At 71.9% G+C, this 11,799-nt stretch carries 11 protein-coding genes; 8 read left to right on the plus strand and 3 right to left on the minus strand.

All coding sequences use genetic code 11. The annotated features are described in order from the left end of the window. Window positions 1–11 precede the first annotated feature (11 nt). Complete coding sequence (locus tag KIS93_RS13670; protein ID WP_080046228.1) at window positions 12–1,277, plus strand: MFS transporter; 1,266 nt, start codon at window positions 12–14, stop codon at window positions 1,275–1,277. Further along, window positions 1,274–1,933, plus strand: a complete 660-nt coding sequence (locus KIS93_RS13675) for a peptidyl-tRNA hydrolase (protein WP_080046229.1) — start codon at window positions 1,274–1,276, stop codon at window positions 1,931–1,933. Before KIS93_RS13670 ends, KIS93_RS13675 begins: the two co-directional genes overlap by 4 nt. Here KIS93_RS13675 and KIS93_RS13680 read toward each other — a convergent pair. Further along, the gene (locus KIS93_RS13680) at window positions 1,930–2,907 is read right to left on the minus strand and encodes a DUF3616 domain-containing protein (RefSeq protein ID WP_080046230.1); all 978 of its coding nucleotides are present in this window, start codon (window positions 2,905–2,907) and stop codon (window positions 1,930–1,932) included. The genes KIS93_RS13675 and KIS93_RS13680 overlap by 4 nt on opposite strands. 170 nt (window positions 2,908–3,077) lie before the next feature. Here KIS93_RS13680 and KIS93_RS13685 point away from each other — a divergent pair, with 170 nt between their 5' ends. The 5 genes from KIS93_RS13685 to KIS93_RS13705 all read left to right on the plus strand — a co-directional run bounded on the left by KIS93_RS13685 (window position 3,078) and on the right by KIS93_RS13705 (window position 7,891). Continuing rightward, window positions 3,078–3,866, plus strand: a complete 789-nt coding sequence (locus KIS93_RS13685; protein ID WP_080046231.1) for a hypothetical protein — start codon at window positions 3,078–3,080, stop codon at window positions 3,864–3,866. A gap of 36 nt (window positions 3,867–3,902) precedes the next feature. Further along, window positions 3,903–5,855: an ATP-dependent zinc metalloprotease FtsH gene (ftsH, locus tag KIS93_RS13690; RefSeq protein WP_080047626.1), complete on the plus strand. Its 1,953-nt coding sequence runs from the start codon at window positions 3,903–3,905 to the stop codon at window positions 5,853–5,855. Between the two features lie 69 nt (window positions 5,856–5,924). Continuing rightward, on the plus strand, window positions 5,925–6,548 hold the full coding sequence (locus KIS93_RS13695; RefSeq protein ID WP_080046232.1) for a DUF937 domain-containing protein: 624 nt from the start codon (window positions 5,925–5,927) through the stop codon (window positions 6,546–6,548). Between the two features lie 16 nt (window positions 6,549–6,564). Beyond that, on the plus strand, window positions 6,565–7,146 hold the full coding sequence (locus tag KIS93_RS13700) for a Maf family protein (protein ID WP_080046233.1): 582 nt from the start codon (window positions 6,565–6,567) through the stop codon (window positions 7,144–7,146). A 10-nt stretch (window positions 7,147–7,156) separates the two neighbouring features. Further along, the gene (locus KIS93_RS13705; RefSeq protein WP_186404214.1) at window positions 7,157–7,891 is read left to right on the plus strand and encodes an EI24 domain-containing protein; all 735 of its coding nucleotides are present in this window, start codon (window positions 7,157–7,159) and stop codon (window positions 7,889–7,891) included. Between the two features lie 43 nt (window positions 7,892–7,934). Here the strand turns inward: KIS93_RS13705 and KIS93_RS13710 are convergent, their stop codons facing one another. Then, window positions 7,935–8,693 carry an MBL fold metallo-hydrolase gene (locus tag KIS93_RS13710; RefSeq protein WP_080046235.1) on the minus strand — a complete coding sequence of 253 codons (759 nt, stop codon included), beginning with the start codon at window positions 8,691–8,693 and terminating at the stop codon, window positions 7,935–7,937. 506 nt (window positions 8,694–9,199) lie between these two features. Next, a complete protein-coding gene (locus KIS93_RS13715) occupies window positions 9,200–10,150 on the minus strand; it encodes an RNA polymerase sigma-70 factor (protein WP_080046236.1) in 951 nt (316 codons plus the stop codon). 251 nt (window positions 10,151–10,401) lie between these two features. On the opposite strand from KIS93_RS13715, the gene KIS93_RS13720 reads away from it, so the two are divergent. Next, entirely contained in the window at window positions 10,402–11,160 is a 759-nt protein-coding gene (locus tag KIS93_RS13720) for an SDR family oxidoreductase (protein ID WP_080047627.1), read from the plus strand. Window positions 11,161–11,799: the final 639 nt, after the last annotated feature.

Here is an 11,799-nt window from a genome sequence, read left to right on the forward strand (position 1 = left end):
AGGATTGGCGCATGACAGTGAGCACCACCCCCTCCACCCGGCGCGGGCTGCACCGCGCCTGGTACGTCGCGGCCGTCGCGTTCGTGGCGATCCTGGGATCGGCCGGCTTCCGCGCCACCCCCGGCGTGCTGATCACGCCGTTGCAGGAGGAGTTCGGCTGGTCGGCCGGCACGATCTCGCTGGCCATCTCCGTCAACCTGGTGCTCTATGGCCTGACCGCCCCCTTCGCCGCCGCCCTCATGGACCGCTTCGGCATGCGCCGCGTGGTCGCCGTCGCGCTGCTGCTGATCGCGGCGGGCAGCGGCCTGACCGTGTTCATGAGCGCGAGCTGGCAGCTCCTGCTCTGCTGGGGCGTGCTGGTCGGGCTCGGCACCGGCTCGATGGCGCTGGTGTTCGCGGCGACGGTGGTGGACCGCTGGTTCGTCCGCCACCGCGGGCTCGTCACCGGCGTGCTCACCGCCGCGGGGGCCACCGGGCAGCTCGTGTTCCTGCCGGTGCTCGCCCAGCTCGCGCACGGCCCCGGGTGGCGCTTCGCCTCGCTGACCGTGGCCGCGGCGGCGCTGGCCGTGGTGCCGTTCGTGTGGTGGCTGCTGCGCGACCGTCCCGAGGACGTCGGCACGACGGCGCTCGGCGCGGACCCGGCCGCCCCGCGCCCCGAGCCGGCGAGGACCAACGCGGCGCTGCGAGCCGTCACCGTGCTCGCGTCCGCGGCCCGCACGCGGCCGTTCTGGCTGCTCGCGGGCGGCTTCGCGATCTGCGGCGCGAGCACGAACGGCCTGGTCAGCACCCACTTCATCCCCGCCGCCCACGACCACGGCATGGCCGAGCCGGTCGCCGCCGGCCTGCTGGCGATCATCGGCATCTTCGACATCGCGGGCACGGTCGCCTCGGGCTGGCTCAGCGACAAGGTCGACCCCAAGGTGCTGCTCGGCGTCTACTACGGCCTGCGCGGGCTGTCGCTCATGGTGCTGCCCGGCCTGTTCGCGGCCACGACCGAGCCCAGCATGCTGGTCTTCATCATCTTCTACGGCCTCGACTGGGTCGCCACCGTGCCGCCCACGGTCGCCCTGTGCCGGCGCATCTACGGGGCCGACGGCGCCGTGGTGTTCGGCTGGGTGTTCGGCTCCCACCAGGTCGGCGCCGCGATCGCGGCCGTCGGCGCCGGGCTCACCCGCGACCACCTCGGCGCCTACGACCTCGCCTGGTACGCGGCGGGCGCCCTGTGCCTCCTCGCCGCCGGCATGTCCCTGGCCATCGGGCATGCTGGTAGGCGATGAACACCGAGCTGTATGTCCTGCCCCTGGTTGTGCGGATCGAGCGGGCGGCCCCTCCCGAGCGCACCGACGCCCTGGAGGCGGCCGCCATGGCCGTGCTGAGCCTGCTCGACGACCCGGGCGAGTTCGCCGCCGAGGTGCACGCCTGGGAGTCCACCGGGAAGATCCGCAAGGTCGTGCGCCGGGCCAGAGGCGCCGAGTGGCGCCGGGCCGTCGCGCTGCCCGGCCGAACGATCGAGCACCGCACCGCCGAGGTGCGCGTGCACCCGCCCGTGCCGCTCGACGACTGGCCGCGCGACCTGGCCCGGCTGCAGGTGTCCGGCACCGAGCTGACCGACACCGCCGCGCCGGGGCCCGCCGGGCCGCCCGTCCTGTGGGCCAACCCGGCGCTGGAGATGTCCGCGGGCAAGGCCATGGCGCAGGCCGGGCACGCCGCCCAGCTCGCCTGGTGGGCCAGCGACGCGGGAGAGCGGGCCGCCTGGCGCGAGCGCGGCCTTTCCGCATCCGTACGGACGGCGGCCACGCCGGCGGAGTTCGAGGCCATGGTGGCGGCCGGGCTGCCCGTGGTGCGGGACGCCGGGTTCACCGAGATCGAGCCCGGCTCGTGCACGTTCGTGGCCGACGCGCCCTGGCTGGCCGGCCGCGTCGCCCGTTCCTAAGGCTCCTGGATCCTGAACACGTCCGCGAGCACGCCGCCCGCCGGGGTGATCCTGGCGGGCGACGGGCTGTCGTAGACCACCATGAGCCGGTCGTCGGCCAGCCGCACCATGCCCTCGGGGTGGTCGCAGCCCACGCCGTACGGCAGCTCCAGCACGGTCTCCAGCTCGTCCGCCGGGACGACGCCCGCCCGCTTGGCGCGCGGGCGCCAGCGCACGACGCGTACCGGGCCGTCGAGGTCCATGGTGGGCCCGGCCAGGAGCAGCAGCGCGTTCCCGTCGGGGCACATGTCGCGCACGCCGAGGCCGCTCAGGTTCAGGAAGTGCTTGCGGTACGGCTCGCTCAGCCGCAGGCGCCCCTTGCCCGCGTCCTCGACCCGCAGCTCCAGCACCACGGCCCAGCCGCGCAGCACGGGGCCGCGCAGGCCGAGGTAGACGCGGTCGGGGGTGACCGCGATGCCCTCGATGTCGAGCCCGTTGTCCTTGCCGGGCAGGGCCAGGAACGGCGCGAGGTGCGGGTCGTCGCGCAGGTGCTCGGTGAGGTCGCGGGAGCCCGACATGACCGCGCCGCGTTGAGGTGACTCGGTGCGGGGGTCGAGCGGCAGGCGGGCCAGGATGAAGCGGTTCTCCTCCCTGATCACCGAGGCCAGCCGTTCGGGGCCGCGCTCCGGGTCCTTCGCCCTGACCTTCCTGCGCTTCAGGCTGTGCGAGCCGACCAGCCAGAGGTAGCCGTTCGCCCGGGCCAGGCCCTCGATGTCCGCCTCGTCGCGCGGCCCGGCGGGCAGGTCGATGTAGTCGGCGAGCTGAAACGTGCGCTGGTCGCCGTAGTGGTCGCCGGTCCACGTGAGGTGCTCGAAGGAGGCGGTCTCGTCGCCGGCCACCCACAGGCCGGTGGAGCTCTGCCGGATCGCCGAGAGGTTCGTGTGCGTCTGGGACGCTCGAGAGGCGTGGTCGAAACGCAGCTCAACCTGTTCCACCCCGCCATGATTGCACTTCGATAGCTTCCGGGGCGCAATGGCGGGATTTGTCGTACGCTCCCGTCGTGCTCCAAGGGGAAGATGAGATCAAGGGTTCCCGAGTGAGAACCGCCGCAAGGCGTGGGATCCCGGTTTCTCCGCCCAAACGCTCCCGCATCGGCGATCTGCGCATGCGGGTGGTGTACCGGGGGCTGGCCGTGGCCGCCGCCGTCGCAGCGGTCGTCGCCGTGGCGGTGGTCGTGGTGCTCCCGCCGGAGCCGGACGAGGTCGCCGCGGGGCCGGTAACCGCGCCGCCGGCCGCGCCCTCCTCGTCCGGCTCCGCACCTTCTTCTGCACCGGCCGCCACACCGGCCGCCACGCCTGCGGCCGCATCGTCCTCGGCCCCGCGCGAGACGCCGTCGCCCGGTGCCTCGCTGGCGCCCGGTTACACGGCCATGGAGGCCCTGTACGCCGACCCCCGCGTCCCCAGGCTGACGCGCGGCGTGAAGCGCATGCCCCTGCGCTCCCCGGGCAAGCGCTTCGTCAAGGACACCCGTACCGGACTGGCCGTGCCCAAGCTCCCGCGCCCGTGGAAGGTGTACCGCGCGGCCCCGTTCACCACCAGGCAGGCGCTGCCGAAGCGGCGCGGCGCGAGCCCGCGCGGCATGTTCGTGACCTGCCCGCTGCCGATCATGGAGCAGAAGTCGCCCCGCGACACCGCCCTGCTGGCCGCCCGCTGGACGCTCAACCACCACCCCAAGGGCTCGCGCATCACGTGGATCGCCTCGCAGCCGGTCAAGCGCGGCTGGCTGCTCGTCTACCGCGTCGCCTACGGCAAGCGCAGCTCGCGTGCCGCCGTGGTGGTGATGGACGGGGGAACAAGCAAACCGGGTCTTGCGTTCGTAACAGTGCCTGACTCGCAGCGCAAGCAGTGGCGCGATATCGGCCGCGTGGCCTCAGGGGTGCGTGTTCTAGGCTAGAAGATCATGAATGCGGCGATAATGGGGAGTGACGCCGTGGAACGCTCTGGACCGCCGCAGGCCCCGAACAAGGGCAAGGGCAAGCCGCCCTGGCGCTCTGAGGGTCTGCCGGGCACGCCCGGAGGCAAGCCCAAGATCAACTGGTGGCGTTTCGTCGTCACCCTGCTCGTCGTCTACGCCGGCTTCTTCGTCGTCTCGTCCTTCGTCGACAGCGGCTCGGTCGAGACGATCTCCTACACCGAGTTCACCAAGCAGGTGAACGCCAAGAACGTCAAGGACATCTACGCCCAGGGCCTGTCGGTCGAGGGTGATCTGCGGGCCTCGGCGAAGAACCCCGAGAGCGGCGAGGCGTACACGAAGTTCGCCACCGAGATCCCGGCCTTCGCCAACACCGACCAGCTCGACCAGCAGCTCGCCACCGGCCAGGTCGAGATCACCTCGCAGCCCATCACCCGGGGCTTCTTCTCCAACCTCCTGCTGTCGCTGCTCCCCGTGCTGCTGCTGGCCGGCCTGTGGATCTGGATCATGCGGCGCGGCGCCAGCATGATGGGCGGCGGCCTGGGCGGGCTCGGCAAGTCGAAGGCGGCCAAGCCGGTCGAGGCCGGGAAGGTGCGCGTCACGTTCGACGACGTCGCCGGCATCGACGAGGTCGAGAACGAGCTCGTCGAGATCGTCGACTACCTCAAGGACCCCGGCAAATACCGCAAGCTGGGCGCGAAGCTGCCCAAGGGCGTGCTGCTCGCCGGGCCTCCCGGCACCGGCAAGACGCTGCTGGCCAGGGCGGTCGCGGGCGAGGCCAAGGTGCCGTACTTCTCGGCCAGCGCCTCCGAGTTCATCGAGATGATCGTCGGCGTGGGCGCCTCGCGCGTGCGCGACCTGTTCGAGGAGGCGCGCAAGGTGGCGCCGTCGATCGTGTTCATCGACGAGATCGACGCCATCGGGCGGGCTCGCGGCGGCGCGGGCGGCCTCGGCGGGCACGACGAGCGCGAGCAGACGCTCAACCAGATCCTCACCGAGATGGACGGCTTCTCCGGGGCCGAGGGCGTGATCGTCATCGGGGCCACCAACCGGCCCGAGATCCTCGACCCGGCGCTGCTGCGTCCCGGGCGCTTCGACCGTACGGTGCAGGTGGGCCTGCCCGACGCGGCGGGGCGCGCGGCGATCCTGGCCGTGCACACGCGCGGCGTGCCGCTCGACGCCGAGGTCAGTCCCGACCGCATCGCCAAGACCACGCCCGGCATGACCGGCGCCGACCTGGCGAACCTGGTCAACGAGGCCGCCCTGCTCGCCGCCAAGCGCGGCAAGGACAAGGTGACGAGCGGCGACTTCGCCGACGCGCTGGAGAAGCTGCAGCTCGGCGCGGCGCGCAGCATCGTCATGCCGGAGGAGGAGCGCACCCGCACCGCCTTCCACGAGGCCGGTCACGCGCTGCTCGGCATGCTCCAGCCGGGCGCCGACCCGGTGAGGAAGATCTCGATCATCCCGCGCGGCCGGGCGCTCGGCGTCACGCTGTCCACGCCCGACACCGACCGTTACGCCTACGACGAGCAGTACCTGCGCGGGCGCATCACCGGCGCGCTCGGCGGCATGGCGGCCGAGCAGGTCGTGTACGGCGTCATCACCACCGGCGCCGAGAACGACCTGGAGCAGGTCACCATGATCGCCCGTGGCATGGTGGGCCGCTGGGGCATGTCGGAGAAGGTCGGCCCGCTGACCATCCTGCCCAACGACGGCCAGCCCCCGCAGGCCTCGCCCGTCACGCTGGCCATGGTGGACGAGGAGGCGCGGCGGATCGTGGACGAGTGCTACGAGCGCGCGGTGCGCATCCTCACGGAAAACCGCGACAAGCTGGACGCGATCGTGGCGGCTCTGCTGGAGCACGAGACGCTCGACGAGGCCGGTGCGTACGCGGCGGCGGGCCTGCCCAGGCCGGCCGAGGACCGCCCGGCGGCGGCCGCCCCCGTCCCTGCTCACTTTTCCGATAATTAGGACAAAACGGACGTTGCTTCGAGCCCGGCGAGGGCAGGTCACCCGAGACAGACTGATCGGGGGACCGTCGTGACACTTAATGACGAGCTTCTCGCCGGACTCGGAGACCAAGGAGTGGAGCAGATCGCCGGCATGCTCGGCACGGACACGCTGACCGCCCGCAAGGTCATCGAAGCCGTGACCGGCACCATCGTCGGCGGCATGGCCCGCAACGCCACCCATCCCGACGGCGCCGACGCCCTGCGCGGAGCGCTCGACGACCACATGGACGCCGACCCGTTCAACGGCGACGTGGCCTCGCTGACCCGCGACGGGCACAGCATCCTCAGCCACGTGCTGGGCGGGCAGGGCACCGAGCAGGCCGCGGCCCAGCTCTCACAGCTCGCCGGCGTCAACTCCGCGACCATCATGAAGCTGCTGCCACTGATCGCACCCATGATCATGTCGCTGCTGGCCAACCGGGCGGCCCGCCACGACATGGACGCCGGCGCCGTCGCCGACGACCTCAACCGCGAGGAGTCCGCCATCCCCGGCGGGCTCGGGGAGCTGCTCGGGAGCCTGCTGGGCAGCATCTTCGGCGGTGCGGCCGTGCCCCGGCAGGCCGGCCCGTACGACCCGTACCACGACCCGCTACGGGAACCTCTGCGCAGCGAGCACGAGGTGGCCCCGGGCAGGTCGAACCCCGACTGGTGACCGGTAGGCTAGGCCAGTGATCGTCTTGGCCTCTGCTTCCCCCGCCCGCCTCGCCCTCCTGCGCAGCGCAGGTCTCGACCCGAAGGTGATCGTCAGCGGGGTCGACGAAGACGCCTACTCCGCCCACTCACCGGCCGCGCTCAGCAAGGTGCTGGCCACGGCCAAGGCGGAGGCGGTCGCGGGCGGGCTCGAAGAGGGGCTGGTCATCGGCTGCGACTCCATCCTCGAGCTCGACGGCCGCCCCTACGGCAAGCCCGCGAGCCGCGAGGAGGTGCTCGAGCGCTGGCGCCTGCTGCGCGGCCGCACCGGCCGCCTCGTCACCGGCCACTGCGTGATCGACGTGGCCGCCGGGCGCCAGGTCGCCGAGGTCGCCACCACCGTCGTGCGCTTCGGCCAGCCCTCCGAGGAGGAGATCGCCGCCTACGCCGCCACCGACGAGCCGCTCGGCCTGGCCGGCGCGTTCAGCATCGAGGGGCGCGGCGGCTGGTTCGTCGAGGGGATCGAGGGCGACCACGGCAACGTCCTCGGCCTCTCGCTGCCGCTCCTGCGCGACCTGTTCGCCGAGCTGGGCTACGCGGTCACCTCGTTCTGGCGCTAGCCTGCCGGGCATGCGATCAGTGCGCGACTTCACGGCCGGTGTGGGCTTCTTCTTCCAGGGGTTCGGGTGGGTCGCCAGGCACCCCCGGTGGTGGCTGTTCGGGCTGATCCCGGCGCTGATCGCCTTCGTGCTGTACGTGGCCGCGCTGATCTTCCTCGGCACGAACGCCTCCGCCGTGGCCGAGTTCCTGACCCCGTTCGCCGACTCGTGGAGCTGGCGGGAGCTGTTCAGGACGCTCGTGGGCATCGCGTTGTTCATCGGCGGGCTGGTGCTGGCGGTGCTCACCTTCGCCGCCATCACGCTGGCCATCGGGGAGCCGTTCTACGAGAAGTTGTCGGCGGCGGTGGACGTGCTGGAGAGCGAGCAGGAGCAGCCGTGGTGGCGGACGCTGCCGCGCTCGATCCGCGACAGCCTGGTGACGCTGTTCTACGTGTTGCTGTTCACCATTCCGCTGTTCTTCCTGGGGTTCGTGCCGGTGGTCGGGCAGACGGTGGTGCCCGTGCTCGGCGCCCTCGTGTCCGGATTTTTCCTGACAGTGGAGCTCACGACGCTCGCCCTCGAACGGCGCGGCCTCGCCCGCAAGCAGCGCTTCGCGCTGCTGCGGGGCAACAAGGCCAGCGCGCTGGGGTTCGGAGTGGCGGTGTTCCTGCTGTTCCTGGTGCCGTTCGTGGCGGTCATCGCGATGCCGGCGGCGGTGGCGGGCGCCGCCCTCCTCGTACGAACCCGCCTCGCCCCCGTTTCCTAGACCGGCACGCGGCTCGCGCCGAGCCTCTTTTGCCCTTTCGAACTCAGCCGAGATCGAGGCGGTCGGCCAGGCCCGCGGCGGTGAACGCCCGCACCACGTCGTCACGACCCTCGGTGAAATGCGCCCAGCTGTCGCAGTGGGCGGGCACCACCCGGCGCGCACCGAGGATCTTCGCGGCCTCGGCCGCCTGGGCGCTGTCCAGCACCAGCAACGCGCCGCCGAACGCCGGCCTGCGGGGCGCCCCGGCGAACAACACGGCGGTGTCGACCGGGCCGAACCGCTCGGCGACCTGCGCCACGAGCTCCAGTGAGGCGTTGTCGCCGCTGACGTACACGGTGGGCAGGTCGTCGGCGGTCAGCACGAACCCGATCACCTCACCCATCACCGCCTCGACGGCCCGCGCCTCCGAGGGCTCGCCGGGGCCGTGCATCGCGGGCGCACCCGTCACGGTCACCGTCCCGCCGCCCGGCCGCTCTAGCTTCACCTGCTCCCACGGCGCGATGGCCTGCGCGTTCCCGCCCAGCCTCGCCGCCCCGCTGCGAGTGGTCAGCGTGAGCGGGACGTCATCCAGCAACGCCCGCCCCGAATGGTCGAGGTTGTCGGGGTGCTGGTCGTGGGAGAGCAGGACCGCGTCGATCGGGCCGAGCTCGGCCGGGGTGATCTTCGAGGGGGCGGTCTTGGTCAGGGGCGTGCCCGGGGTGGGGTAGTCGCCTGGAGGGTCGAAGGTGGGGTCGGTCAGGAGACGCAGGCCGCCGTACTCGATGAGGGCGGTGGGCCCGCCGAAGACCTGAACGGGAATCATTGGGCGGTCACCTCGCGGATAGAGCTTCGAATCGTCGGTGATGAACGGTACTCGGGCTCCCGCGCACACCCTGCCCCAGCCCCAGCGTTTCTCTCATGCCTGAGGGCCCGAGAGTCGCCTTCCCCTTCGCGGACATCTGCTTTTGTGGACACCTGAGCGCCCTCCTGGCCGCCCGCGTGACAGGCCACCCATGTGGCAGGCCACCCACGTGACAGGCCACCCATGTGGCAGGCCACCCGCGTGACAGGCCACCCCGCCCAGCCAATCCGCCCGCCCGCACCACGATGACCCGCACGTCTCCGTCCGCCCTGGTCGCGATGGCCCGCAAGCCCCCGGTGTCCGTCCCGGTCGCGATGGCCCGCACGCCAGCCGCCTCTCCACTGCGGCGGGACGCCACGCGCGGCCCCCACCCCCTACAGACGCACCCAGCCCGGGGGAGGGGGTCACCTCCGCCCAGACTCGTCGTCCTTCAGGTCAGTCGTCTTTCACGTCAGTTGTCCGTCAGGTCAGTCCTCCGTCGGGTCGCCGGACCGGGGGAGGCGGCGGGCGCGGTTCGTCTCGCGGACGACCGTCCACGCGTCCGCGACCGGCCCCAGATGCCCCAGCTTGTCGGGATTGATCACGGCGCGGATCGTCTGGACCTGCCCGTCGAGGATGTCGAGCACCAGGATGTTGATCACCTTGCCCTCCCGGTCACGGAAGATCGCGCCCGGCTGGCCGTTCATCTCGTGCGGCTCCACGACGCCGCCGATCCGTACGAACGGGGTGATGAGCGAGGCCAGCACCCGGGCCACGTTCTCGGCGCCGAACACGCCCTCGCCCCACAGCGGCGCCTTGCCCCCGCTGTCCCCGGACATCCGCACGTCGGCGGCGAGCAACTCCCGCAGCCCGTCCATGTCCCCTTCGCGGAAGGCGTCGAAGAAGCGCCCGGCGAGTTCCTCCCGTTCCCGGCGATCCGTCTCGAAGCGGGCACGTCCGGAGTCCATGTGGCGGCGCGCCCGTACCGCGAGCTGCCGGCACGCCGCCTCGGAACGTCCCACCGCCGACGCCACCTCACCGAAGCCGAACCCGAACACCTCGCGCAGCACGAACACCGCGCGTTCGAGCGGGCTGAGCCGCTCCAGCAGCAACAGGGCCGCTATCGAGACGGAGTCGGCCAGCTCCGCGGACCGCTCGGGATCCTCGTACGGGTCGGCCAGCAGCGGCTCGGGGAACCACTGCCCGGCATACTCCTCGCGCCGCACCCGCGCCGACCGCAGCACGTCGATCGCGATCCGCGACACGGTCGCCGCCAGGAACCCCTTGACCGACGCCGGCTCCGCCGAGGAGCCCTCGAAACGCAACCAGGTCTCCTGGACGGCGTCCTCGGCCTCGCTCACGCTCCCCAGGATCCGGTAGGCGATCGAGAACAGCAGCGGCCGCAACTCCTCGAACTCCTCCGCCCGCCGGCCACTCACGCCTTACTCCCCATCCCCGCCCGGCCACTCCCCACGAACACCCGCATGACGACCACCCTCACCTTCCGGCGCACGACACCCGCGCTTGTCTCGCTTTCCCTCCCGAGACGAGACAGCCCACCCATCCGTGACATCCACGCTCCCTGGCCGGGACGGCGAGCTCCGCGACGAGAGGGCCCCACCCATGTCACAGAACGACCCCGCTGTCTCGTCCCGGGGCAGACAGACCCTCTCTGACAGGAGCTTTGATCGTGAACAAGCACCACCGAGTGGCCCTGATCAGCGGCGCGAACAAGGGCATCGGCCGCGCCACCGCCGAACAACTGGCCGCGCTCGGCATGACGGTCCTGATCGGCGCCAGGGACCCGCACCGCGGCGGGGAGACCGCCGCCGCGATCCGGGCGGAGGGCGGCGACGCCCACCCCATCACCCTGGACGTCACAGACCCGGCCACCATCGAGGCGGCGGCAAGCTGGATCGACGAGCGTTTCGGCCACCTCGACGTGCTGGTCAACAACGCCGCCATCACCGGCTCCGGCCAGGTCTCCCCGCAGGACGCCGTCGATCAGATCCCCAGCACGGTCGACCTGGACATGGTCCGCGCGGTGTTCGAGACCAACGTCTTCGGCGTGATCGCCCTGACCAACGCCCTGCTCCCGCTGCTGCGCCGCTCACCCGCCCCCCGCATCGTCAACGTCAGCAGCGGCGGCGGCTCCCTGACCATCATGAGCAACCCGGAAGGCCCGATGACGGCCCTGCCCGCGTCGGCCGCGTACTCACCTTCCAAGACCGCCCTGAACGCCCTGACCGTCCAATACGCCAACGAACTGCGCAAGGACGGCATCCTCGTCAACGCCGCCGCCCCCGGCTACGTGGCCACGGACATCAACAACCACAGCGGCGTCCTCACCCCGGCCCAGGGCGCCACGGTGGTGGTCCACCTGGCCACGCTCCCCGCCGACGGCCCAACGGCCGGCTTCTTCGACGCCAACGGCCCCATGCCCTGGTGACGCCCCCAGGCTAAGGGGTTATCCACAACCCCTTGGCCTCAACTCACCGTCATCCACAGAACCACCGCAACGCCATTCCGCCCCTCCAAAACCCGGCACCCTGTGGGCCATGACCAGCAACCGCCCCATCCCCGCTCCCCACCACCCCCGTACCACTCCCACCCCCGCTCCCCGCAACCTCCCCGGCATTCCCACCTCCGCTCCCTGCGACCTCCGCAGCGTTCCCACCTCCGCCTCACCGCCCCCACCCTCATTGGCTGACACCGCCAACTGCGCCATACCGCCCACACCCATCCCACCGCCGAGCTCTTGTGGCGTTCCCGCCCCACCCTCGAGCCCTCGTGGAGTGCCCACTCCAGCCCCGAGCCCTCGAATCGTGCCCAACCCCGCTCCGGGACGCCGAGCAGCCTCCGACTCCGCTCCGGGCCCTCGTGCCGCGCCCGGCCCGGCTCCCAGCCCTCATGCCCCACCCAGCCCCGTCCCTAGCTCTCATGCCGCGCTCAGCCCCCCGCCGGGTCCCAGCGCCACCTTCGACCCCATTCCAAGATCCCGAGCAGCCTCCGACCCTGCCCCGAGCACCCGCACCATCTCCAGCCCGGCACCGAGGTCCCGAGCAGCCTCCGACCTTGCCCCGAACCC

The sequence above is a fragment of the [Actinomadura] parvosata subsp. kistnae genome, from assembly GCF_900323885.1.
Classification (GTDB): Bacteria; Actinomycetota; Actinomycetes; order Streptosporangiales; family Streptosporangiaceae; genus Nonomuraea; species Nonomuraea composti.

Excerpts from the sequence above, each read along its gene's own strand:
- KIS93_RS13670 (WP_080046228.1), top strand. The coding sequence starts at position 12 with ATGACAGTGAGCACCACCCCCTCCACCCGGCGCGGGCTGCACCGCGCC.
- KIS93_RS13675 (WP_080046229.1), top strand. The coding sequence starts at position 1,274 with ATGAACACCGAGCTGTATGTCCTGCCCCTGGTTGTGCGGATCGAGCGG.
- KIS93_RS13685 (WP_080046231.1), top strand. The coding sequence starts at position 3,078 with ATGCGGGTGGTGTACCGGGGGCTGGCCGTGGCCGCCGCCGTCGCAGCG.
- KIS93_RS13705 (WP_186404214.1), top strand. The coding sequence starts at position 7,157 with ATGCGATCAGTGCGCGACTTCACGGCCGGTGTGGGCTTCTTCTTCCAG.
- KIS93_RS13710 (WP_080046235.1), bottom strand. The coding sequence starts at position 8,693 with ATGATTCCCGTTCAGGTCTTCGGCGGGCCCACCGCCCTCATCGAGTAC.